A 25,806-nucleotide genomic window follows, 5' to 3' on the forward strand; every position below is an offset into this window, starting at 1 on the left:
ACATTAAATGAAACCTTGAATGAATTTGAAGGAGGAATTTTTAAATGGCTAAAGATATTAAATTTGGTGAAGATGCACGCCGTGCAATGCTGCGTGGTGTAGATACATTGGCAGATGCAGTGAAAGTAACATTGGGACCAAAGGGCCGTAATGTCGTTTTAGATAAAAAGTTCGGTTCACCGCTAATTACAAATGACGGTGTAACGATCGCAAAAGAAATTGAATTAGAAGATGCATTTGAAAACATGGGTGCACAGCTTGTATCCGAAGTAGCTTCTAAAACAAACGATGTTGCCGGTGATGGTACAACAACTGCAACTGTACTTGCTCAGGCAATGATCCGTGAAGGACTTAAAAACGTAACTTCTGGTGCGAATCCAGTTGGAATCCGCCGTGGTATTGAAAAAGCAGTAGCACTGGCTGTAGATGAGTTAAAAGGTATTTCTCAGCCAATTGAAAGCAAAGAAGCGATTTCTCAAATTGCAGCTGTATCTTCAGGGGATAATGAAGTAGGTCAATTAATTGCGGAAGCGATGGAACGTGTAGGTAATGACGGTGTTATTACTATTGAAGAATCCAAAGGCTTCAACACGGAGCTTGAAGTAGTCGAAGGTATGCAATTCGATCGTGGATACGCTTCTCCTTACATGGTTACTGACCAGGATAAAATGGAAGCAGTCTTAGAAGATCCGTATATCTTAATTACAGATAAGAAAATTGGAAATATCCAGGAAGTATTACCGGTATTGGAGCAGGTTGTTCAGCAAGGTAAACCGCTTCTTATGATCGCTGAAGATGTAGAAGGTGAAGCACTTGCTACATTAGTAGTAAACAAACTGCGCGGTACATTCAACGCTGTAGCTGTTAAAGCGCCAGGCTTCGGTGACCGCCGTAAAGCAATGCTGGAAGATATCGCTGTTCTGACTGGTGCAGAGGTAATTACAGAAGATCTTGGTCTGGATCTTAAATCAGCAACAATTGATCAATTAGGCCGTGCTACCAAAGTTGTTGTAACAAAAGAAGATACAACAATTGTTGAAGGTTCTGGAAATCCGGAAACGATCTCCAGCCGTGTTGCACAAATCCGTGCACAAGCAGAAGAAACAACTTCTGATTTCGATAAAGAAAAATTACAAGAGCGCTTAGCTAAATTATCTGGCGGTGTAGCAGTAATCAAAGTTGGTGCAGCTACAGAAACAGAATTAAAAGAACGTAAACTTCGTATTGAAGATGCACTTAACTCTACCCGTGCAGGTGTAGAAGAAGGAATGGTACCTGGAGGCGGTACTGCACTTGTAAATATTCATGGTAAAGTTAGCGAGCTTAACCTTGAGGGCGATGAAGCAACTGGTGCAAGCATCGTATTACGTGCATTAGAAGAGCCGGTTCGTCAAATTGTTCACAATGCCGGATTAGAAGGTTCTATTATTGTAGAGCGTCTAAAAGGCGAAAAAGTCGGTATTGGCTACAATGCAGCTACTGATGAGTGGGTAAATATGGTTGAAGCTGGTATTGTTGACCCAACAAAAGTAACTCGTTCTGCACTTCAAAATGCAGCATCTGTTGCAGCGATGTTCTTAACTACAGAAGCTGTTGTAGCAGATAAGCCGGAAGAAGGCGGAGCACCTGCAATGCCTGATATGGGCGGCATGGGTGGCATGGGCGGAATGATGTAAGTCATTCGCTCGAACCTTTGATATATAAGGGTTCCGAAGCTGTATAATGTTTCTGAAACCCTAAAATATCACAGAAATATCACATTTTATTTCAAAACAATATCTTGAAGGGCGTTTTCGTATAAAGTTTTGACTTTTTCGGAAGCGTCTTTTTTCATTTTCTTTGCCACGTGGGTATAAATTTTTATAGTAGTTTGCATGGCCAGTTGGTTTAGTGATGCCGATTTTTAAATATAATTCATAAATGTAATCCTCTTGGCGTGAGTAAAAATTAAAACCCCTAATTCCAAGAATGTACGTTCGATTTGAAGTTATAATAGAGGGCATGCTTATGCACACCCTCAGTTGATGATTGATTTTATAGTTTGTTGCTTAAATGATAATTACTTAAACACTGAAAAAAGCCCTTTTTTTCTTAACGTATTTCTTTGGATTGCTTGCAGCAGCCGCTCCACCTTTGCCATAACCAGATGTAACTGATTTTTTAACTTTCCTTTTTACACTGGATTTCGCTTTAGAAACAGGGGATCTTGGTTTTTTAACTTCACTATTACCATCTGCTTTCTCTTTTTAGCTTATTTAAAAAAGATAATAAATTGAACTCAAAATGATTCCAGGTACAGAAATTAATAGCAATGCCGTCGAAGCACATCCTGTTTTCTTCTTGTTTTCTCTTCTGATAGTTTCTATCGACGGTTTTTGTTCAGTTTCAATGTTTATAGTAATATTTTGGACATGATTTCTCTTCTTTTTTGAAAGTGGTTGTCCCGGCGTTTTTTTCTTAACGTATTTCTTTGGATTGCTTGCAGCAGCCGCTCCACCTTTGCCATAACCAGGTGTAACTGATTTTTTAACTTTCCTTTTTGCACTAGATTTCACTTTAGAAACAGGGGACCTTGTTTTTTTTTCCTTCACTATTAGCACCTACTTTTCTCTTTTAGCTTATTTTAACATAGGTATAGTCAATCGTCTGAAAATAAGATAAGGTAAACTATTTCATATTGTTTCTACCTATTCTAAAGAAGACGGGAAATGTTTTGGCCAAATCCCTCTCGAAGAAAAAGTAATGAAATAACTGCAATGGTTCACTTTATCCCTTTTTAAAAAATCTTGAATATCCTGTTCGAAAATCCGGTTTACGCAGGTTATTTTGTAAATTTTCAATCATGTCATATAGGCCATAAATTCTATCATACATTTGGCTTCTCTCATACAAACTGCTATCTTTTGAATCGTATTCTTCAAATACTGCATTCCGAAATGCTTCAGGGTAATAACACATATACATAAAATCTAAAGCAGGGTCTTCCAATCCTGCCTCGCTGAAATCTATCGCTCCAAAGTGTCCAGTGCTTTCATCCCAAAAGATGTTATCGTAATGAAAATCTCCATGAACAACACATTGCTGAATGGATGCTGAAATGCTATAATACTCATCCAGGAAATCGTTCACTTGATTCATTTCAGCATCAGAAAGTTTAGTCCTTAGAAGATTAAGATTTTCTTTCATGTCCTTCCAAACATCCTGCGCAAAAATTCCTTGTGGTAAGTCTAATCCTTGTTTTGCTGTCGTGTGAAGCTGTCTCAAAAACCTTCCTACTGCTGTTCCGAGGCATTGTGTTTTTTCCATATGCGTCTTTATATAATGAGGTGTAATATGATACCCAGGTACATATTTTTCCACAACGAAATCCTGAGTTGGAGAAATATATAAACATTCTGGCAAAAAAAACTCTGTCTGTTTTCTTAATATATGAATTAGATCTTGTCTTAGTCTATAGTTATCTATCTGGAGTCCATCACGAAAGAAGGAAATAACTGTTTTTTTATCAAAAATAATAACGTCTTTTTCACAGCCTGTGGTTATGAATTCAAGATTTTGATAAGATAGTTGACCCAGCTCAGCTTTCACAATATCCAACTTTTGTTGAAGTAATTGTTGTTTCATTGTATCGTACCCCATCTCATCTTATAGACGTAATTTTATCAAACTTTATTTTAAAGTCCAAATGATTATCCATTTCTTTCATGTTTACAGTTTATTATTATTTGTCCTAATAAGCATGATTGGATTGCTTGGAAAATTCTTGGATAAAAAGGAAAAGGCTATGATTTATTAAATCGGCAAAAAGGATTATGTCTCTCACACTTGAATAAAAGGAATAAGAGCTTGCTTGCGGGCAGGCTCTTTACTTTGTAGGTTTATTTAGCACTAATATAGCACAAGCTTGGACAATTTTTATTTATATCAAGCTTTTTTAATATACTGCTTTTAGAATAATTATATAGTTTCAAGCTACCGAATATCCATATTTCATGGGAGCTTCTATACCAACCAAAAAGCATTTTAACAAGAAAAGGAAAGCACAATCTATGTAATTTATCCCGTCATAAGTTGTGCCTAAACGTTGTTGTGAGAGCATTGTAAGCGTTTTATAATAATGATGAGAGGTGAAAGTAACATGTTAGATCAGCGCTCAATTCGACTAGTTGAAGAAATAATGAATCATGAACAGATTACAAAGCCGGAGTTGATGCAGCAATTAAAATTATCTGATCGACAGCTGATGTATGACTTTGAGAAGGTAAATGGAATTTTGGAGGATTTCAATATTCCGAAGTTAGAAATCAGTCAGCAGCGCTTTCAGATTTCGGCAGAAGCCAAAGAGGTTTTAAGAGAAAAATTACATTCTGACAGAAGCATAGGCCAATATAACTTTTCTGAGGATAATCGATTTTATATGATGTATCTCTATGTTTATATCCGAAAAGAGCCTGTATCTAATTTTCACTTGCAATCTCTGTTTAAAGTAAGTAAAAACACTGCATTAAGTGATGTACGCAGATTAAAAAAGTATTGTCAGACGAAGGGGCTGATCTTCAGGTACAGCCGAAATGAAGGATATTGTATGGAAGGAAATGAGATAGAGAAACGGAGAAGTGTTATTTCATGTATCCATCAATTATTAAGCCAATCCATGGGAGAAGAATTTATCATTTATATTCTAAGGGCGTGGAATCAGGAGAATTTTTTTAACCGGACCAAGGATGTCATGCAAAAATGGCTTGCAGAGCATGGGGTGCAATTCGTTAAAACAAGAAAAATTGAATTAATTTATTATTTTACATTCTTTCAAGCAGGTGAAAAAGGTGAGCTTTTCTTTTCAGAGCAAGAGAAGGGGCTGTTAGAAAAGCAATCGTTATTCAATCCTGCAAACGCTCTTACCGAACAGCTGCATGGGGAAGATAGATCAGATAACGAAATATATCTGGTAACGGTTTTATTATTAACAGCAATTGAACATCTGCAACGGGTTGACAACCCTGAACTATTAACATTATCCGAGCAGATTATTGAGGAATTTGAAAAAAATACGCTCCTTCCTGTGAAAAATAAGCAGCTCTTGAAAGAGAGTTTGTTTAATCACTTAGTTCCTGCCTACTTTCGAATCTTATTTGAAATTCCTTTTCATAGTCCTTTATCAACGACTATCCAATCGGAGTATGCGGAGCTGTTCCAATTTGTGAAACACTCCCTGTCTCCATTAGCAAGCTGGACAAAAAAAGAAATTAGTGATGATGAAATTGGATTCTTCACCATGCATTTTGGCAGTATTATTGATCGCCAAAATACAATGGAGATTAGGCGGATTACCGGATTAATTGTCTGTGCAAATGGAATCAGTTCGTCTATGATGCTTGCTTCTCAATTGAAAGAATTGTTTCCGGAAATTTATTTCTCTGAGGTGTTTAATGGAGATCAATTTGCAGATATATCTGTACAAAACTATGATTTAGTATTTTCAACCATACCGGTAGAATCTCCTAAGCCGACATTTGTAGTCAAGCCATTGATGACCCTGGTGGAAAAAAAGCATTTACTGCAGTCAGTTTATCGACATTTTCCTGATTTGTCGAGCCATTCAAAGCATTTGATGATTGATGAAATTATGCGTGTCATCAAAAAAAATGCAACAGTCACCAATGAAGAAAAACTGTATGGAAATCTCGTTCAATTATTTTATGCAACAAGTAATCAAAAAGAGGTGTATAAACCGATGTTATCCGAATTACTAACTGAAGATATGATTCAATTTACAGAAGAGGAACTTGACTGGGAAGAGGCCATTCGCAAAGCTTCTATTCCATTACTCGACCAGCATATTATTCAAGAATCATATATAGAGGCGATGATTAAAAATGTGAGAGAATTAGGAACTTACATCCATGTTGGCAAGGGTGTCGGTATCCCGCATGCAAGACCTGAAAATGGTGTGAATAAGTTAGGGATGTCATTGCTTAAGTTAAAACAGCCCATTGCATTGTTAGGCAAAGAGGACCATCAAATTGATGTATTTATTTGCTTGGCCGCGGTGGACAATGAAGCCCATTTAAAAGCTTTGGCCCAATTAACTAGAATATTAGGAAATACAGCTTTAATGAAGCGTTTGAAAGAGGCAGAATCTATCGATGAAATTCAATCTATTATCCAAGAAGGGGAGAAGGTATGATGAAATTTTTAACAGTGTGTGGATCAGGGTTAGGTACGAGCTTTATGGTAGAAATGAATATTAATCAGATTTTACAAGAATTGGGTGTAGACGGTATAGAGGTTGCTCATTCCGATTTGAGCTCTGCAACGCCGGGGGATGCGGATGTCTTTTTCCTTGCTAAGGATATTGCTGATGGCGGCAGTCATTTAGGGGAGGTTGTGGTTTTGGAAAGTATTATTGATATGGATGAGCTGCGTGAAAAGGTGGAGAAAGTGGTGCGTGAAAAAGGGTATCTATAAAACTGCTTAACTGAAAAGGAGGAGATTTCCGTATGGGTACAATGATTGATATTTTAAGTGAACCGGCGATACTCGTAGCTTTAATTGCTTTAATTGGATTAATTGCTCAGAAGAAGGGTATTGCAGATACTGTCAAAGGTACGACCAAAACCTTTGTTGGTTTTCTCGTTATTGCAGCCGGTGCTGGTATTCTTTCCGGTTCCTTAACGCCATTTGGAGCGATGTTTGAAGAGGCTTTTAATGTGTCTGGAGTAGTACCGAATAATGAAGCTGTTGTAGCTTTGGCGCTAACCGAGTATGGAACGACAACAGCCCTGATTATGTTTTTTGGGATGATTGTCAATATATTAATTGCCCGTTTCACCAGGTATAAATATATCTTCTTAACCGGGCATCACACACTTTATTTAGCCTGTATGCTGGCTGTTATTATGGCAGTTGCCGGTTTTAATACAGTCGGATTAATTGCAGCAGGATCAGTTGCTTTAGGTATTGTGATGACATTATCTCCAGCAATCTTGCAGCCTTTTATGCGCCAATTAACTGGAAACGATAATGTAGCGCTGGGTCATTTCAGTGCTGTTGGATATGCAGCAAGCGGGTTGGTTGGAAAATTATTTAAAGGGAGTAAAGAAACATCTACAGAGAATATCAAATTCCCAAATGGTCTAGGTTTTTTGCGGGACAGTACAGTAAGTATTGCTTTAACGATGATTGTCATGTATTTAATTGTTGCTTTCTTTGCCGGTCCGGCATTTATTGAAGCGGAATTAAGCGGAGGAACGAACTTCCTTGTATTTTCATTCATTCAGGCAGGCACATTTGCTGCGGGAGTATTCGTCATTCTTTCCGGAGTGCGCCTTGTTCTGGCTGAAATTGTACCAGCATTTAAAGGTATCTCTACAAAGCTTGTGCCAAATGCGAAACCGGCATTGGATGTACCGATTATTTTCACTTATGCTCCAAACGCTGTATTAATTGGCTTTTTTGCCAGTTTCTTAGGTGGAATTGCAAGTATGGTCATCATGATTTTCCTGGGAGGTGTTATTATTCTTCCGGGTGTCGTTCCTCATTTCTTTACTGGAGCGGCAGCAGGGGTATTTGGTAATGCTACCGGTGGATTTAAAGGGTCCGTTGCCGGTGCATTTGTCAACGGGATTATCATTTCGTTCTTACCAGTATTTTTAATGCCGGTGCTCGGAGATTTAGGCTTTGCTAATACAACCTTCTCTGATGCAGATTTCGGTGTATCTGGCATCTTTTTTGGAAGTCTGGCAAACTATGCAGGACCAATTGCTATTACGATCAGCTTAGTGGTGATTATTCTTCTCATGATAATCCCGGGGAAAAAGAAAAATAATAATCAACCAGAAGAGTCGAAAGCAGGTTAAGCAGCATGCAAATATAAGAGAGCAGTAATTATATGCACTTGTTCTGCTATATTATCAAACGAATTTTACCCTATATTGGAGGCAGATTTTTATGACTACGAAGGATTACACTATTTCTGAATTATCCATTAACACGATTCGAACATTAACCATTGACAGTGTGGAGAAAGCGCAGCATGGACATGCAGGAATGCCAATGGGAGCAGCAGCAATGGCTTATGCTTTATGGAAGAAGCATTTAACGATTAATCCGGAAAATCCAAGCTGGTTTAATCGGGATCGCTTTGTACTTTCAGCAGGGCACGGCTCCAATCTTCTTTATAATTTATTACATCTGTCCGGTTATCCTGTTACGATGGAAGATTTAAAGGAGACCAGGCAATGGGGAAGTAAAACCCCTGGCCATCCGGAATATGGCATCACTCCCGGAGTAGAGGCAACTACAGGTCCATTAGGCCAGGGCATTCCGGTAAGTGTGGGCATGGCAATTGCGGAAAAGCATTTAGCGGAAGTCTATAACAAGCCAAATTATAAACTGGTAGATCATTATACGTATACGATTTGTGGCGACGGTGATTTAATGGAAGGGGTTTCCTATGAAGCTATTTCATTAGCAGGACACCTTCAGCTGGATAAGCTTGTTGTTCTCTATGATTCTAATGATATCAGCTTGGATGGTGATTTAGGTATTTCATTTAGCGACCATATTCAAAAACGTTTTGAAGCAGCTCGCTGGCAATATCTGAAAGTGGAGGATGGAAATGATGTAGAGACGATTTCGAAAGCAATAGAAGAGGCAAAGCAAGATAAAGAGCGCCCAACCGTTATTGAAATAAAAACAACCATTGGCTATGGCTCTCCAAGCTTACAAGGAACGCATCATGCACATAGCGATCCATTAGGAAAAGAGGAAATAGAGCGTACGAAAGAAGTATATGGATGGGAGTATGAGCCTTTTCATGTACCAGAAGAAGTGTATGCGGATTTTGCTTCCATTAAAGAAAAAGGGGAGGCTGCCGAGCAGAACTGGCATAAATTGTTTGAAATGTATAAAGCAGATTATCCGGAGCTTGCTGAACAGTTAAATCGTATTATAGCAGGAGAGCTGGCTGAGGACTGGGATACAGATCTTCCAACGTATTCTTCAGAAGATACACTGGCGACACGGGTAGCATCAGGGGATACATTGAATAAACTGGCACAAAAACTCCCTGAGCTGATAGGCGGGTCTGCGGACTTAGATTCCTCTACGAAAACACGATTAACAAATGAGGAGGATTTTAAAAGAGGGCAGTATCAAGGAAGAAACCTGCGTTTTGGTGTCCGGGAGTTTGCAATGGGAGCGATTGCCAATGGCTTGGCACTTCATCATTTGCGTCCATTTGTCAGTACATTCTTTGTATTTTCCGATTACTTGCGCCCGGCAATCCGGTTAGCTTCTTTAATGGAGCTGCCAGTTACGTATGTATTCACCCATGATACTGTTGCAGTAGGACAGGATGGCCCGACGCACCAGCCAATCGAGCATTTGGCATCCTTCCGGGCAATGCCGGGGTTGTCTGTTATCCGTCCGGCAGATGCAAATGAAACGAAGGAAGCGTGGAAGCTGGCTGTTCAAAATACTTCTCAGCCGACAATGCTTGTGCTTGGAAGACAAGGATTGCCTACGCTAGAGAATTCGGCGGAGCTTGCCAAAGCTGGTGTGGAAAAGGGGGCTTATGTGATTTCTAAAGCAGCTCAAGAACCAGAAGGAATTCTAATTGCTGCCGGCTCAGAAGTCAGCTTAGCCATGGAAGCCCAAAAGGAATTAGAAAAGCAAGGGATATTTGTGAATGTGGTAAGTATGCCAAGCTGGGACCGTTTTGAAAAACAATCAGAAGCTTATAAAGACAGTGTTCTTCCCAAAAGTATTAAAAAACGTGTTTCTGTTGAAATGGGATCCAAGCTTGGCTGGAGAGAATATGTCGGCGATAGCGGAATTGTCATGAGTATTGATTCTTTTGGCGCATCTGCTCCCGGGAATGAAGTGATTGCAAGGTACGGTTACACCGTTGAAAATGTAGTTCATACGTATAAGAAATTATAAGGGAAAGGGGTTGTCGCAAAATGCATATCATAACATTTTGTGACAGCACCCATTTTTTCTCAAGACTCCACCAGCATCCGGTAATGATACCCGGAAATCATATGTAATCCAAGCTTATCGTATAGCTTCCGGGCAGGATTATTTTCTCCTATAACCTGTAAATAAACATGAGAAGCATCATGCATAACAGCCCATTCTGTAAGCTGCTTAATCAGCTGTACGGCAATTCCTCTTCGGCGATAATTTTTATCGACAACAATATTACTGATACATCCCCATCCATTTTCAACTACATTGGAACCAACACCAACAACTTTACCTTCTGTATAAATAGATATAAAATTTTTAACAGGTTTAATAGCAGAGAGTATTTGGGAATAAGCTTCGTAGTTATCCGGCGAAGATTCACTTAAACGGATAAAGTGATGAATCCAATCTGCATCTATTTCAGAAGATGACTGTATGGTGAATGCTTCATTTGGAAATGTATTCTGTAATACCTTCATGCATGATGCTCCCATAATAAAAGACGGATCTAATTTTTGATATCCTTTTGTTTCGAGCAGAGAATCCAGTTCTGGTGGAGATACGTCACTTATATAGAAGCAGGGACTGATGGATTTTTCTTGATAAAACTGTTCAACAGATGCCAGCCAACCTTCCTTTTCCGGCATGGGACCTATCGTATGTACGCTGTTAGCTCGTTTGGTTACTCCAAAGGCTGCTCGCAAACGCCAATTCTCCAAATCCATTTGAATCAGTGATGGCCAGGCGTTTACAGCTAATTTTTCAATTTGATAAATCAAATCAGTATCATTCTCATTCTCCATATAATCTCTCCCTTTATTTTTGTATATTTATACATAATAAAGAATTTATATTCATTTGTAAATATGAGATTTCATGGAGATAGCTGGGGTTATTATTTTGTTAGAAGAAATAATGTTTGTTTAAGAGAACCGAAATAGCGAGTTACATATTTGGAGATTAGATATTTAATATGGTAGTTTAATATAAGAGAAAGTAGTAATACATATGAATTTTCTCAGAATTTTAATTAGAAATCAGGTGTTTCATTGAAAAATATATACATTCTTTTATTTGTTGTAATGCTACTTTGGGGATTTAATCTTTCTGCTATTAAAGTTTTAGTGACAGACATTGATCCGATTTTAGTAACCTCGGTCCGAATTTTTACTGCAGGAGCTGCCGTGCTTCTGATTTGTTTGTTTATGGGCATGTTCCGGTGGCCGAATAAAAAAGAATGGAAGGTTATCCTCTATGTCGGCTTATTTAACGTTGTGCTCCATCATACATTGTTAAGTATAGGGTTAAAGTATACTTCAGGAGTAAACAGCAGCTTGATTTTAGGGACAGGTCCATTATTAGCTGTTTTATTAGCTATTTTGTTCCTGAAGCAGCGTGTTCCCAAATTGCGCTTGTTCGGATTTTTGTTAGGTTTTATTGGCATTTTTCTTACGACCAGCTCAGGAGGAGGTTTTCAAAGTATTACGATCGGTGATTTGATGATCTTTCTTGCTGTTTTGGTGCAGGCATTTAGCTTTATTTTAATCGGCAAGTATCATGACGATTTTGATTCGATATTAAGTACAGGCTTTATGCTTCTAATTGGTTCCGGTTTTATCTTCCTGACAAGTCAGTTTTTTGATAATCCTGTTTCTGATTTGACACAGCTGTTTTCCTGGAAGCTGGGACTGGTTTTTCTGTTTAGTGCATTGTTATGTACAGCCTTTGGACATATCGTTTATAATTTTGCGATTAAACAAGTCGGACCTGCGGAAACAACATTATTTATGAATCTAAATACGCTTTTTGCGATAGTAGGTTCCGTACTTTTCTTGAATGAATCGATTACTTTATATCATTTAATTGGATTTGTATTCATTCTGTGCGGGATATTTATCGGGACGGGGACGTTGGAATATGTGCTATGGAAGCGGAGAGGGAAGATTATTGATGAGTAGGTCTGGTTATCATCTTTAAATAAAAATTTTAAGGCCAGTGAATAATGAAGTTCAAACAAGCTTAGAATAAGGGATGCATGCATTATTTAAAAAAATATGAACAGGAAAAATAGATATGATAATAAAAAAAACAACAACAGATATGCATCATATTTCCCCCTGGATTCTGCTGCAAAAATGGGAGCATTTATTATTTATTCATCTGCCAGTATCGCCTGATGCTTTAAGAGGACAGCTGCCAAAGGGATTGGAATTGGATATATATGATGGACAGGCATGGATCAGTATAGTTGCCTTTAAAGTGAGCAGGAATCGTTTTCGTTATTTACCAGTCATTCCTTATATACGTCCAATGCTGCAACTAAATATCAGAACATATGTGAAGAGAAAAGGAGAAGGAGGCGTCTATTTCTTTACGATGGATACCAACAAATTATCTGTCGTTTTGGGAGGTAAAATAGTAAAGGCTCCTTTTCTTCATGCAGATATGAAGATGAGCCGATCAGGAAATACATATCACATAGATAGCTCACGCAAAGGCAAGATAGCAGCAAAATTTCAAGCAAGCTATACGCCGGCAGGAGAAGCTTTTTATCCGGAAAAACAGAGTCTTGATTATTGGCTGCTGGAGCGATATGTTTTCTGGTCTGATCAAAAAGGTCAACTATACCGTGGAGATATTCAGCATGAACCGTGGAAAGTCAAGGATGTAAAAGTAAAAACAGAAAGCAGTTCGCTTAGCTTCTTTCTGTCAAAAGAAGCGATAGAACAGAGCCCAGTTGTACATTATGCTCATTGCAAACTGGCATTAAATGGAATGATAAAAAAAGAAGGATGCGTTCCGAATCAGCTGGAAATTTAAACTGGCTTTTTCCTTTTCTGTGCATGCTCATACTGCGTAGCCATGCCATAATAAAACACAACACCGGGATGATTATTACACAGAATATGAAGAGATGACGGGAGAACAGCTCCTGCCATCTCTTTTATTTTCTGGAAAACCATAAAACAGAATAACAATTTTTCCGATGATAATCTGATATTCTATTTCAATATTAACAAGCATATCCTAATACAAATAAAAGAGAAGTCCTTCCATTTTCTGATAAGTATTTTCAAGCTCCAAACAGAAACACCAAATGATAGAAAAGCGGGGTCAGATAGTAAATGAAACTTCATTTCACTGGGGATTTGGCACATGTGAAAACTGGACTGAATCATCTTCTGGACGATTTCGGTATTGAAATGGCCAAGGAAGGACATCGAATCCATGTGACGCAAAGAGAAGGTCCTCTTTTTGTGAAAAATAATAACGGAACAGGTGAAATTGTATTTCAGGAAAAGATTCATTTTTTCAGAGGGCTTGGATTATGGCTGGAGCATTTTTATTCGGAAAAAATTTTTAATCTTGTTGAGAGTCCAAGGTTTACAATGAATGGTGCCATGCTGGATGCTTCCCGTAATGCAGTAATCAAGGTAGACGGGATAAAGGATTTATTGCGAAAAATAGCAGTAATGGGATTAAACACACTGATGGTATATACAGAAGATACATATGAAGTAGAAGAATACCCTTATTTTGGCTACATGCGTGGAAGATATACAGCGGAGGAACTGAAGGAATGTGATCAATATGCCGCAGAGTTAGGAATTGAAATGATTCCATGTATTCAGACACTGGCTCATTTAACAGAAGCATTGAAATGGAATTATGCAATCGATATACGGGATACTGCGGACATTTTATTGGCGGGATCAAAAGAAACGTACATTTTTTTAGAGCATCTCATTGAAGCTGCAAGCCGTCCATTTCAATCGAAACGGATTCATATCGGGATGGATGAAGCACATCAGCTTGGGTTAGGAAAATATCTCGATAAATATGGTTATAAAAAAAGATTTGACATCATGAATCAACATCTTCAAGAAGTTGTTACCATTACGGACAAGAAAAAATTAAAGCCGATGATTTGGAGCGATATGTATTTCCGTCTCGGCTCCAAGTATGGAGGCTATTATGATTTAGAAGCTGATATTCCGCAGTCCGTTATATCATCTATTCCGGAAACACAGCTTGTTTATTGGGATTATTACCATGATGATGAAAAATTTTACCGTGCTTTTATTCAAAAGCATAAAGCATTAAAATCCGATCCTGTATTTGCCGGGGGTGTGTGGACGTGGAATGGAATCGCTCCTAATTATGGAAAAGCCTTTGCCACAACTGAAGCAGCATTACGTGCCTGTAAGAAAGAGAAGATCAATGAGGTCTTTGTCACCATGTGGGGAGATAATGGGGCTGAAACGCCAATGATGACAGCTTTGCCAGTCTTACAGCTATTTGCTGAACATACTTACCATGAATCATTTTCAGAAGCACATTTACAGAAACGTTTCCGCTTTTGTACAGGAGCTCATTTTGATGATTTTATGCTCTTCAGCCAATTGGATGAAACACCTGGGGTAAGTAAGGACAATTTACAGACATCCAATCCTTCCAAGCTGTTATTATGGCAAGATATTTTGATTGGTTTATACGATGCGAATATCAAAAATTTGTCGCTGAACAAACATTATACAGAGCTGACAGCCAAGCTTGAAAAAGCAGCTGAAAGAAATACGGATTGGGATTTATTATTTGATTTCTATAAGCAATTATCGCATGTTTTGAGTGTGAAAGCGGAATTAGGAAGACGTTTGAAAGAAATGTATGATAAGCAGGATCGAAGTAAGCTTCAGAATACGATGCCGGCTTTAGAGGATGTAAAAGATCGTGTCGATACATTGAGAAAAGCTCATCGCACCCTATGGTTTGCACTCAATAAGCCCTTTGGCTGGGAAATTATTGAGATTCGCTATGGCGGCGTGCTGGTACGCATAGATACTGTAATTTACCGCCTGCATCAATATATCAAAGGAGAAATCAGCAAAATCGATGAGCTGGAAGAAGAACGGCTGCATTTTGAAGGTCCGTATCCGATGTCGGAAGGTTCATTAGGCAGAAATTTATATCATCGCATTGTAACAGCGGGTAATTTATCTTAAAGCGAAATAGATTGAAGGAGGATGCTCCGTGAGCAATAAAAAATTAGAAAGAAAAATTGGGCAGCTGCTTGTTGTCGGATTTAATGGAAAATCAGTGACGCCGGAAATAAGGAAATTAATTCATGATTATCACGTTGGTTCCATTATTTTGTTTAGCAGAAATATCGGGGAGCCGGAAGAGGTTCTGCAATTAACTTCCGGTTTACAGAAAGAAGCAAAAGCTGCCGGATATGAAAAGCCATTGCTTATTTGTCTGGATCAGGAGAATGGTGTTGTCAGCAGAATTCATCAAGGGATGAGTCCATTTCCCGGTTCGATGGCATTAGGGGCAACAGATAATCCGCACTATGCTTATAAAATAGGCCTGGCAACGGGGAAAGAACTAAAAGCGCTGGGGATTAACTGGAATTTGGCACCTGTATTAGATGTGAACAATAATCCGGGTAATCCTGTCATTGGTGTTCGTTCCTTTGGCGAAAATCCTGAAAAAGTAGCGCAATTTGGTGAAGCCATGATGAAAGGGCTGCAAGACGCCGGTGTTATGACAACCTTAAAACATTTCCCCGGGCATGGGGATACCAATGTAGATTCGCATTTGGAGCTGCCGGTGATTTCACATGAGATGGAGCGGCTGGAAAAAATAGAATTGGTACCGTTTAAAGCATGTATTCAGGCAGGTGCAGATTCTGTGATGACGGCTCATGTTTATTTTCCGGCGATTGCACCGGGGGAAAATACACCGGCAACCTTATCGAAGCAGGTCTATGTTGATCTTTTACGTAAAAAGCTTGGATTTACCAGAGTCATTACAACAGATTGTATGGAGATGAAAGCGATATCAAAAACAATTGGAACCGAAAAAGGAGCTGTAAAGGCTCTGCAGGCAGGTACGGATTTTGTCATGATTTCTCATACGTATGCTGTTCAGGAAGGTGCTATTCAAGCAATCGCCAGTGCTGTTGAAAGCGGAAAATTACCTCTTTCCCGTATCGAAAAATCGATTCAGCGCATCCAGCTGTTGAAAGAAAAATATACAAGCTGGGAGGGTTTGCATTTTCCTGAAGCCAAAGCTGCATTGCAAATTGTTGGATCAAAAAAACATCGACAGCTGGCACAAACAGTTTATCGGGAAAGTGTAACGATGGTTCATAATCATCAGCTGCTGCCATTAAATACAGGGGAGCAGCCGGAAATACTTGTGCTGGAACCGGCTCATGGAGCTGTGATGCAGGTAGAAGATAATAAAAGAAATCAAAAATCACTCGGCTCTGCGGTAAGAGAGTATGTTCCGGATGCAGCTGTAGAGATATATGACGTGAATGAAATCGAGGAGGCTATGAACGGAATTATTGCCCGTGCAAGGAACTATGATTATATCATTTTAGGGACAATCACCGTGACGGAACATAGTCCGGTGATTACGCTCGTAAATCAATTACTGAAAAGAAATAAGAAGATTATTGGAGTCGGCATGCGGAATCCATATGATTTTCATTTTCTGCAAAATGTGCAAGCATTTATCAACACATACGAATTCAGCTACCCTGCATTGCAAATTGCTGCAGGAGCCATTTTTGGTGTAGAAGAAGCAAAAGGAACATTGCCAGTTAACATTTGATTTGCTTTGATTTGTTAAGGAAAGGGGGATAAAAAATGTGCTACAAATGCTAATGAATCAATAAAGGAAATCAGAGGGGGGATTTTAGGATGAAATACCAGAGAAAAGTCCTGTTTCTATTATGCGCTTCCTTTTTATTCGTGCTGGCTGCCTGCAGTAACGATGAAAAAGATAATGTGGGCGGAAGTGAAGAAGCACTCGAGAATGTGAATCAAGAAGGAATGCCAATTGTGGAGAATGAGATTACATTGGATGTATTTGCAGGTCATGCGGCTTCAACAGCGGATGATTGGAATGATGTTCCTGTTTTAAATGAATATGAAAAAATGACGAATATGAACATGAATTGGAATCAAGTTCCTATTGACGGATTACAGGAAAAAAGAAATTTAGCGCTTGCAAGTGGTGATTTGCCAGATCTTTTCTACGGTTCTTATATGCCAAATTCAGATCTATATAAATATGGGGAGCAGGGTATCTTTATTCCACTGAACGATTTAATTGATGAATATGCTCCAAATATTAAGGCATACCTGGATGAATATCCGGAGATAAAAAAAGGAATCACCTTCCCGGACGGAAACATCTACGCCATTCCCAGATTAAGAGATCCGGACTCACCGACATCACTGATGGATGATAAACCCTGGATTAACAAAGAAATTCTGGATGAAGTTGGGATGGATAACCCGGAAACCACGGATGAGTTTTATGAATATTTAAAAGCGGCAAAAGAACTATCCGTTGATGGCAATGATGTGATTCCATTCAGCAGTGTGTCTATGGACCGCTTATTCCATTGGCTGACTGGTTCATTTGGTGTATCAAATAAAGGGATATTGCATCCATCCATTGATGAAGATCCGGAAACGGGAGAATTGCGTTTTTACCGGGCAGCAGATGAGTACAAACAATTGCTTGAATATATGAACAAACTGTACACAGAAGGTCTGATTGAACAAAATATTTACTCGATTGAAGTGGACCATTTTCTGGCAAACGGTGCAGAAGGAAAATATGCAGCAATGAACTTCTTCAATCCTAAAGATTATTTTGGAGAAGAAGTCGGCGGACGCTACATTCCTGGTAACGCACTGGAAGGTCCGAATGGAGATAAGCTGTTTACCTCCGTTATTTCACCTGTAAACAGTCTCGGGCATTTTTCTATAACTAATGTCAATGAAAACCCGGAAGCAACGATTCGCTGGATTGATTATTTCTGGAGTGATGAAGGCGCGAAGATGTTCTTTATGGGACTGGAAGGAGAAACGTATGAAGAAACTCCCGATGGGCCGGAATTAACAGAAGAAATTACGAATAACCCCAATGGTTTAACGGTACAGGAAGCACTGGCTACGTATATTATTAATCCTGGCGGAGGACATCCGGTTATTGAAAATCCGAAATATTCGACAGCACCTGAGTTTCAGCCGGAAGATCTTGAAAACGCGGAGAATATGGCTCCTTACCTGATTGAAGAGCCCTGGCCGTTTTTCTTTTATGAGGAAGAGGAGCAGGCAATTTTGGATTCCTTAGGAGCAGATATTCAGAAGTACGTGGCGGAGATGGAAGCGCAATTCGTTACAGGAGAAGCGTCATTTGACGAGTGGGACAATTATGTGAAAACACTGGAAGAGATGGGTCTCGATGAATATATGGAAATCCAAAAGGAAGCACTGAAACGTTATAAAGAAGGACAGTAAAGTGTTCTATGATGAATCGCCTCATAAAAGAATAAAAAGCTTGGAGGTATTTCCTGTGAAAATCAAAAAGAAAATTATTATCTTTGCAGCAGTGCCGTTCATTGCATTAGCTGCATGCAATAACGATAACAATGATGAGATCGGTGGCAGTGAAGAGGCTTTAAATAACTTAAATACAGAAGGCATGCCAATTGTGGAAGAGAAGATTGAATTAGAAATATTTGCCGGCAAGGCAGCAACAACAGCGGATGATTGGAATGATGTTCTACTTTTAAATGAATATGAAGAAATGACAAATATGGACATTACCTGGAATATGGTGCCGGCAGATGGATTGGAAGAAAGAAGAAACCTGGCGCTTGCAAGCGGGGATTTGCCGGATGTTTTCTATGCTGCGAATCTGCCTGTTTCCGATGTTCAAAGGTACGGAAGTCAAGGAACATTTATCCCTTTAAATGATTTGATTGAAGAATATGCGCCGAATGTCAAAAAAGTTCTGGATGAAAACCCCGATATCCGTAAAGGAATTACGTTTCCTGATGGTAATATCTATTCGATTCCGACTGTATATTCACCAGACTTTTCTTCCTTATTAATTGGTGCAAAAGGATGGATTAATGGAGATTGGCTAGAACAATTAGAGATGGATAACCCAGAGACAACGGAAGAATTCTATGAATATTTAAAAGCGGTGAAAGAAACAGATTTAAATGGGAATGGAGAAAATGATGAAATTCCTTTAAGCAGTGTTGCTGAAATGTCCCGTATCATCCATTGGATTTCCGGAGCATTCGGCGTTCAAAATCGTGGTCAGCTTCATACACTTATTGACAGTGACCCAGATTCAGGGGGTATACGTTTTTACCCTATCGACGATCAATATAAAGAAATGTTGATGTATCTGAATAAGCTTTATGAAGAGGAATTGATTGAGCAAAATATTTATTCCTTAGAGGTCGACCAGCATTTAGCAAGTGCAGCAGATAACCTCTATGGGGCTGTACAATTCTATAATCCGGTGGAGTTATATGGAAAAGAAGTAGGGGAGCAGTTTATCCCGGGCAATGCCTTAGAAGGTCCGGATGGTACGAAAATGTACACAGGAATTACTTCTCCTGTCCTTTCACTGGGGAATTTCCTGATTACCAGTGAAAATGAAAATCCGGAAGCTACATTAAGATGGATCGATTATTTCTGGAGTGAGGAAGGGCAAAAGATGTTTTTTATGGGCATTGAAGGTGTGACCTATGAGGAAACAGAGGAAGGTCCGAAACTGACAGAAGAAATGACGAATAATCCGGATGGTTTAACACTGACGCAGGCACTGGCAGAATATATTATTAACCCTGGCGGCAATCATCCCGTGATTATCACGGATGAGTTCTTTACCGGCTCGGAGAATGCACCAACCGATGTAGAAGCTGCCGAGCAATTAGAGCCGTATTTAATTGACGAAATTTGGCCGGCATTTACGTATACAGCAGAAGAAAATGACCGTATTACTGTATTAGAAACAGATCTGCAAAAATATGTAGAAGAAATGCAGGCCGGTTTTATTACAGGGGAAATTGATTTCTCTGACTGGGATACGTATGTGGATACCATTAAAGAGATGGGCTATGACGAATATATGGAAATTCAACAAGCTGCTTATGAACGCTATAAAGAAAATTAAATGCCTGTCATCCTGAACAGAAGTTGAATTTATCACCGGCTGGATTTATGTCCAGCTGGTGGTAAATAGGAGGTTGAAGAATGAAGGGAGTAAAAAATGAAGTTTCTGTATCAGCTCAAAGTAAATTTTATCAAGTGAAAAAGAACTTCGCTCGAAATTGGCAAATATATGTCTTCTTACTTCCGGCGATTACCTATTTCATTTTATTGCATTATATACCGATGTACGGTGTCCAGATCGCTTTCAAAAACTTTTTTGCCAACCTAGGAATCTGGGGGAGCCCATGGGTAGGATTTGATCACTTCGAGCGTTTTTTTAATTCGTACTATTTTTGGAGACTGCTTAAAAACACACTGATATTAAGTGCGTATCAATTAATCTTATTTCCGTTGCCTATTATTCTCGCACTCTCCCTGCATGAAGTTAGAAATAGAGTATTTAAAAGATGGGCTCAAACATTAACCTATGCTCCACATTTTATTTCTGTTGTCGTTGTCGTCGGAATGATTGTTATTTTTTTAGACCCTACAACAGGATTAGTAAATCGTCTTATTGTTGCTTTTGGTGGAAGTCCGATTGATTTTCTGACGAGTCCAAGCTGGTTCAGACACATTTTTACCTGGTCCGGTGTCTGGCAGACGCTCGGGTGGGGCTCCATTATTTATCTGGCAGCGTTATCCGGTGTTAATCCGGAATTACATGAGGCGGCAAAAGTGGATGGTGCCTCGCGTCTGCAGCGTATTTTTCATATTAATATCCCAAGCATTCTGCCAACGATTGTTGTGTTATTTATTCTAAACATTGGCAGCTTTATGACAGTTGGTTTTGAAAAAGTGCTGCTTATGCAAAATAATTTAAATGCAAAAACATCTGATGTGATTCAGACATTTGTGTATCAAACGGGTCTCTTGGAAGGACAATACAGTTTTGCTGCGGCTATCGGACTGTTTGACTCGGCAATCAACATTGCGCTGCTCATCTTATTTAACTATGTAGCCAGAAAAGTAAGCGACAACAGTCTCTGGTAAGGAGGTTTGAAGGATGAAAAGATTCACGCTGTCAGACCGAGGGTTTGATGTAGTTAATACAATATTTCTTTTTATTATTTTAATATTAATTGTCTATCCTCTGGTCTTTGTTTTAAGTGCCTCTATCAGTGATCCGCAGGCAGTCAGCTCGGGTAAAATGTGGCTCTGGCCGGTCGATATTACGTTTAAAGGATATGAGCGTGTATTTGCCAATGATGCCATCTGGCTCGGATACAAAAATACCATTATATACACCGTCGTTGGAACGGCCATTCATTTATTTGTTTTATTGCCTTGCGCATATGCTTTATCACGTAAAGAATTAATGGCAAAGAAGCTTATCCTCTGGTTTATTTTATTTACCATGCTGTTTAACGGAGGGTTAATTCCTACTTACCTTGTTGTGAAATCAATGGGGATGCTTGATACGATGTGGGCAATTATTATCCCGAACGTTGTCGGAGCCTGGTCTATTCTGGTTGCGAGAGCTTTTTTTCAGCAAAGTATCCCGGACCAATTAGTAGAAGCATCCAAAATTGATGGTGCCTCTGATTTCTATATTTTTATCCGGGTGGTATTACCGTTGTCTCTGCCAATTATTGCAGTCATGGCACTGTTCCATGCAGTTAATTTATGGAATCAGTATTTTAACGCATTAATTTATTTATCAGACCGCGATAAGTACCCGCTGCAATTAATTTTAAGAGAGATTCTCGTTGTAAACCAGATGCAGCTGAATGACCCGGGCGGATCAGCGGAATCCCTGGTCGACCAGGTGAAAACAGCCGGTCTGATTAAATATGCAGTGATTATTGTATCATCGCTGCCATTATTATTAATTTATCCATTTGTCCAACGTTTTTTTGTACAGGGAGTTTTGATAGGCTCGATTAAAGAATAGGGAGAATCAGGCTGATGTGAAAGGAGTTTTTAGAGGACGGGAGAGAATGGTGATGAGTGGATTTATTGATGGATATTATCGATTCGCTGTATGGGTGACAAGATTTGCTTACCTAAACTTACTCTGGATTGCTTTCTCACTGCTTGGACTTGGTTTATTTGGACTATTTCCGGCTACAGCATCGATGTTTGCTGTTGTACGAAAATGGGTTCAGGGAGAGAAAGATATTCCGATCCTGGCTGTTTTTTGGAAGTCCTATAAAAGAGAGTTTTTGAAAATTAATGTGTTAGGATATATTCTTGCAGCAGCAGGCTATGTGATGACAATGGAATTTCAAATTTTACGGACGCAGGAGCATATCGCATACACGATAGCCAGCTTTGCAATCATCGGGTTATTTCTGCTGTTAGCTGTTATTATGCTTTATATTTTTCCGGTTTTTGCACATTTTCAATTACGGTCATTGGATTATATTAAATGGGCACTGCTGATTGGCATCGGGCATCCTTTATTAACGGTGTTTCTTTTTGGAATCGTTATTGCAATCAGCTATCTTTCGTTTATGACGATCCCTGCTTTATTCTTTTTCTTTGGGGGGAGTGTGATTGCATATATCATCATGTGGGGCGTTCAGTTAACCTTTTCAAAAATGGAAAAAAGCCTTGTATAAAATAGATGTGGAGGTGTGCAGGATTGGTACGATTAGGTCTGGATATATTTTTAGAAAAAGGATATAAGCGGGTGGAAGGCCTGCGGATTGGTCTGGTTACTAATATGACAGGCGTAAACGGAAAGCTTCAGCCCGCCATTGATTTGTTCGCTGAGCATCCGGCAATAAATCTTGTTGCCTTATACGCTCCAGAGCATGGGATCCGCGGAGATGCGAAGGAAGGGCAGAAGGTAACCTCTGCAATGGATGATGCTACAGGACTGCCTGTGTACAGCTTGTATGGGCAGACGAGAAAACCAAGTAAAGAAATGCTGGCAAATGTGGATGTGCTTGTATTTGATTTACAGGATATCGGCTCCAGATACTACACATATATTTATACGATGGCCTATGTGATGGAAGCATGTATGGAATACGGAAAAAAGCTGATAGTCCTTGATCGGCCCAATCCTGTTTCCGGGCTGAATACAGAAGGAAATCTGGTTGAAGCCGACCTGCGTTCCTTTGTCGGGCTGCTCCCCATCCCAAACCGGCATAGCATGACAGTAGGAGAGCTGGCACGATTATTTAAAAATGAATTCGGTTATCGATGTGACCTCACTGTTATACCGATGGAAGGCTGGAGGCGCAGCATGTATTTTGACGATACGAATTTATTTTGGGTTCCTCCGTCTCCGAACACACCTACGATAGACATGGCTATTTTATATCCGGGCACTTGTCTTATCGAAGGGACGAACGTATCCGAGGGAAGAGGGACCGCAAAACCATTTGAATGGATTGGAGCTCCATTTATTGAGGGACAGAAGCTTGCGAAAGTATATAACGATAAAAAAATACCTGGAGTGCTTGCCCGCCCGGTATCCTTTGTGCCTGCCTATCAAAAACATGAAGGTGCAATCTGCGGCGGCATCCAGCTTCATATTGAGAATCGTCATACACTTCATTCCTTGCGGGCAGGGATAGCCTTAGTGGAAGCAATCGCCAATGTCTATCCGGATCAATTTCAATTTACCCAAAATGAAAACGGGAAGTATTTCTTTGATTTACTGGCAGGAACAAAACGATTAAGGAAATATATTTTAGATGGGGAAGCAGAAGGTTATTTGGACGAAAGCCAGCAAGAGCTGGAAAATTTTAAGAATAAGCGGAAAAAATATCTTTTATATCGTTGAGGGCAGATATACGTACTGATTTGATGGTAACAAGCCAGCTTTTTCTAAGCAGAGAGACTAAGAAATGAGTTGATCATAGTGCCTTTTATAAACGGTGGAATAACAAGAATGAATGAGATGCTTTCCAGCCTCCCGCCATCTGAAAAAAAGATTGCTGCTTATATTTTAAAGCATCCGGAAGAAGCGATTTCATTGACTGCAAAGGAGCTTGGGAAACGCAGTGAAACAAGCGGGGCAGCAGTGATTCGATTATGTAAGTCCCTGAACCTGAAAGGCTTCCATGATCTGAAAATCCGTATCGCAGGCGATTTGCAAAGAAAAGACGAATATGAATTTCGTGATATTGATCCCAATGAAACATCTGTATCCATTATTGATAAAATGACGAATAACAGTATTCAAACCATACGGGAAACCGCACAATTAATCGATATGGATCAGCTGCAAGCGGGAGTGGAATTTCTGAATGATGCAGCTAAAATCCTGTTTATCGGCGTTGGTGCATCAGGAATGATTGCCCGGGATGCAGTACAAAAGTTTATCCGGATTAATAAAAATGCTTATGCATTTGAGGATATGCATATGACCGCGACAGTGATTGCCAATATGAGCAAAAATGATGTCGTTGTTGGTATTTCTTTTTCCGGAGAAACCATTGAAATTGCCAATATGCTTCACCTTGCCAAAAAACGAGGTATCAAAACAATCAGCCTGACCAAATACGGAAAATGGCCTGTTACGGAGCATGCAGATATAAAATTGTATACATCTACGACAAGGGAACCGATTTTCCGAAGCGGAGCAACATCCTCCCGGATCGCACAGCTGCAGGTCATGGATATCTTGTTTATGAATGTCGCTGCATTACAATATCATGTTACAGTGAAGCATCTCGACGAAACAAGAGCTGCCGTTGATTTCTTTAAAAAAGGAAATGAAAAGATAAAAAAATAAGGCAAGCTGCTCCAGGAGAATATCATAGCGATACTATAAGAATTTTTAGGATCAATGTCATCAAAAGGAAGGGATATATCAATGATAAGGTTAGAACCATGGAGTGCCAGACGAATAGAAGCAGTTGTTCAATTATGGAACGGGGAAATTGGAACGGACTTTCCAATGCGAAAGGAGTTGTTTAAACAAAATAGCTTCGAGGATGAAAATATATGTAAACAAGCCTCGGCTATTGCCGTGGATGATGAAGGTAACGTTGCCGGGTTTGTTGTCGCTAAAATATATCAGGAAAAACACAAGGTCGACATCAGCAGGACAACAGGCTGGATTCAAGTACTTCTTGTTGGAGAGTCGCAGAGAAATCAAGGAATTGGCTCAACATTATTAGCAAACGCTGAAAAATACTTAAAGAAAGCTGGTGCAAAACTAATTCTGCTCGGACGCGACCCGTGGCATTATTTTCCCGGCATTCCGGTGGAACTAAAAGAAACAAAAGCCTGGTTTGAACGTAAAGGATATGAAAACACCGGTACAGAGCATGACATGATTAGAAAATACAGTGTTCATGATGAAATAAAAATCCCAAATATGAACGGTGTAGAATGCTGCGTATTAGATCTCGCAGATAAGGAGTTATTTCTTGATTTCCTGCATCGCTGTTTCCCAGGAAGGTGGGAATATGAAGCGATTCATTATTTTCGAAAAGGTGGAACAGGAAGAGAATTTGCCATTATGAAAAAAGAGAAAAAAATTATCGGGTTCTGTCGAATGAATGATGAACAATCAGTGTTAATTGCTCAAAATGTATACTGGGCGCCTTTGTTTAAGGAGAAGTTAGGAGGGATTGGACCTTTAGGGGTGGATAAGAGGGAGCGTGGACAAGGATATGGCTTGGCAATTGTTGAAGCTGGAATAAATTTTTTAAGAGAACGGGGCCATTCACGTATTGTGATTGATTGGACTGGATTGATTTCCTTCTATAATAAATTAGGATACACTGTTTGGAAATCCTATTCTGCATATAAAAAGGATGTCTAAATCCTTATTCATCCGTTATTCATATCGATTACTGAATGAAGTTTTCCGGCTCAGGGTCAGTCAACAGGT

At 39.4% G+C, this 25,806-nt stretch carries 20 protein-coding genes; 17 read left to right on the forward strand and 3 right to left on the reverse strand.

Translation table 11 applies throughout. The annotated features are described in order from the left end of the window. Window positions 1-44 precede the first annotated feature (44 nt). A complete protein-coding gene (gene groL, locus FLK20_RS17510; protein ID WP_152657886.1) occupies window positions 45-1,676 on the forward strand; it encodes a chaperonin GroEL in 1,632 nt (543 codons plus the stop codon). A 579-nt stretch (window positions 1,677-2,255) separates the two neighbouring features. Here the strand turns inward: groL and FLK20_RS17515 are convergent. Beyond that, the gene (locus FLK20_RS17515) at window positions 2,256-2,591 is read right to left on the reverse strand and encodes a hypothetical protein (RefSeq protein WP_152657887.1); all 336 of its coding nucleotides are present in this window, start codon (window positions 2,589-2,591) and stop codon (window positions 2,256-2,258) included. A gap of 175 nt (window positions 2,592-2,766) precedes the next feature. Next, complete coding sequence (locus FLK20_RS17520) at window positions 2,767-3,624, reverse strand: phosphotransferase family protein (protein WP_194165667.1); 858 nt, start codon at window positions 3,622-3,624, stop codon at window positions 2,767-2,769. A 514-nt stretch (window positions 3,625-4,138) separates the two neighbouring features. On the opposite strand from FLK20_RS17520, the gene FLK20_RS17525 reads away from it, so the two are divergent. The 4 genes from FLK20_RS17525 to tkt all read left to right on the forward strand — a co-directional run bounded on the left by FLK20_RS17525 (window position 4,139) and on the right by tkt (window position 9,945). Next, window positions 4,139-6,187 carry a BglG family transcription antiterminator gene (locus FLK20_RS17525; protein WP_152657889.1) on the forward strand — a complete coding sequence of 683 codons (2,049 nt, stop codon included), beginning with the start codon at window positions 4,139-4,141 and terminating at the stop codon, window positions 6,185-6,187. Beyond that, complete coding sequence (locus tag FLK20_RS17530) at window positions 6,187-6,468, forward strand: PTS sugar transporter subunit IIB (protein ID WP_152657890.1); 282 nt, start codon at window positions 6,187-6,189, stop codon at window positions 6,466-6,468. The genes FLK20_RS17525 and FLK20_RS17530 overlap by 1 nt, the downstream gene beginning before the upstream one ends. A 32-nt stretch (window positions 6,469-6,500) precedes the next feature. After that, window positions 6,501-7,859 (forward strand): PTS ascorbate transporter subunit IIC, encoded by a 1,359-nt coding sequence (locus FLK20_RS17535; protein ID WP_152657891.1) that lies wholly within the window; start codon window positions 6,501-6,503, stop codon window positions 7,857-7,859. Window positions 7,860-7,950: 91 nt separating this feature from the next. Beyond that, a complete protein-coding gene (gene tkt / locus FLK20_RS17540) occupies window positions 7,951-9,945 on the forward strand; it encodes a transketolase (protein WP_152657892.1) in 1,995 nt (664 codons plus the stop codon). A 59-nt stretch (window positions 9,946-10,004) separates the two neighbouring features. Here the strand turns inward: tkt and FLK20_RS17545 are convergent, their stop codons facing one another. Then, window positions 10,005-10,775, reverse strand: a complete 771-nt coding sequence (locus FLK20_RS17545; protein ID WP_152657893.1) for a GNAT family N-acetyltransferase — start codon at window positions 10,773-10,775, stop codon at window positions 10,005-10,007. A 246-nt stretch (window positions 10,776-11,021) separates the two neighbouring features. Between FLK20_RS17545 and FLK20_RS17550 the strand changes: the two genes are divergently transcribed. The 12 genes from FLK20_RS17550 (at window position 11,022) to FLK20_RS17605 (ending at window position 25,737) form a co-directional block, all read left to right on the forward strand. Further along, on the forward strand, window positions 11,022-11,930 hold the full coding sequence (locus FLK20_RS17550) for a DMT family transporter (protein ID WP_152657894.1): 909 nt from the start codon (window positions 11,022-11,024) through the stop codon (window positions 11,928-11,930). Between the two features lie 115 nt (window positions 11,931-12,045). After that, entirely contained in the window at window positions 12,046-12,792 is a 747-nt protein-coding gene (locus FLK20_RS17555) for a YqjF family protein (RefSeq protein WP_152657895.1), read from the forward strand. A gap of 305 nt (window positions 12,793-13,097) precedes the next feature. Beyond that, a complete protein-coding gene (locus tag FLK20_RS17560) occupies window positions 13,098-14,975 on the forward strand; it encodes a beta-N-acetylhexosaminidase (RefSeq protein WP_152657896.1) in 1,878 nt (625 codons plus the stop codon). Between the two features lie 28 nt (window positions 14,976-15,003). Continuing rightward, a complete protein-coding gene (gene nagZ, locus FLK20_RS17565) occupies window positions 15,004-16,593 on the forward strand; it encodes a beta-N-acetylhexosaminidase (protein ID WP_152657897.1) in 1,590 nt (529 codons plus the stop codon). 89 nt (window positions 16,594-16,682) lie between these two features. Beyond that, complete coding sequence (locus tag FLK20_RS17570; protein ID WP_152657898.1) at window positions 16,683-18,296, forward strand: extracellular solute-binding protein; 1,614 nt, start codon at window positions 16,683-16,685, stop codon at window positions 18,294-18,296. A 55-nt stretch (window positions 18,297-18,351) separates the two neighbouring features. Further along, entirely contained in the window at window positions 18,352-19,971 is a 1,620-nt protein-coding gene (locus tag FLK20_RS17575) for an extracellular solute-binding protein (RefSeq protein WP_152657899.1), read from the forward strand. 80 nt (window positions 19,972-20,051) lie between these two features. After that, window positions 20,052-20,999, forward strand: coding sequence for an ABC transporter permease (locus FLK20_RS17580; RefSeq protein WP_152657900.1), 948 nt, complete (start codon window positions 20,052-20,054; stop codon window positions 20,997-20,999). A gap of 13 nt (window positions 21,000-21,012) precedes the next feature. Continuing rightward, window positions 21,013-21,900 carry a carbohydrate ABC transporter permease gene (locus FLK20_RS17585; RefSeq protein ID WP_152657901.1) on the forward strand — a complete coding sequence of 296 codons (888 nt, stop codon included), beginning with the start codon at window positions 21,013-21,015 and terminating at the stop codon, window positions 21,898-21,900. Window positions 21,901-21,952: 52 nt separating this feature from the next. Beyond that, on the forward strand, window positions 21,953-22,570 hold the full coding sequence (locus FLK20_RS17590; protein WP_152657902.1) for a YesL family protein: 618 nt from the start codon (window positions 21,953-21,955) through the stop codon (window positions 22,568-22,570). Window positions 22,571-22,593: 23 nt separating this feature from the next. Further along, a complete protein-coding gene (locus tag FLK20_RS17595; protein ID WP_227995118.1) occupies window positions 22,594-23,745 on the forward strand; it encodes an exo-beta-N-acetylmuramidase NamZ family protein in 1,152 nt (383 codons plus the stop codon). 108 nt (window positions 23,746-23,853) lie between these two features. Then, window positions 23,854-24,699, forward strand: a complete 846-nt coding sequence (locus tag FLK20_RS17600; protein ID WP_152657904.1) for a MurR/RpiR family transcriptional regulator — start codon at window positions 23,854-23,856, stop codon at window positions 24,697-24,699. An 81-nt stretch (window positions 24,700-24,780) separates the two neighbouring features. Further along, window positions 24,781-25,737 carry a GNAT family N-acetyltransferase gene (locus FLK20_RS17605; RefSeq protein WP_152657905.1) on the forward strand — a complete coding sequence of 319 codons (957 nt, stop codon included), beginning with the start codon at window positions 24,781-24,783 and terminating at the stop codon, window positions 25,735-25,737. Window positions 25,738-25,806 lie beyond the last annotated feature (69 nt).

Source organism: Oceanobacillus sp. CFH 90083, assembly GCF_009389585.1.
Lineage (GTDB): Bacteria > Bacillota > Bacilli > Bacillales > Amphibacillaceae > Oceanobacillus.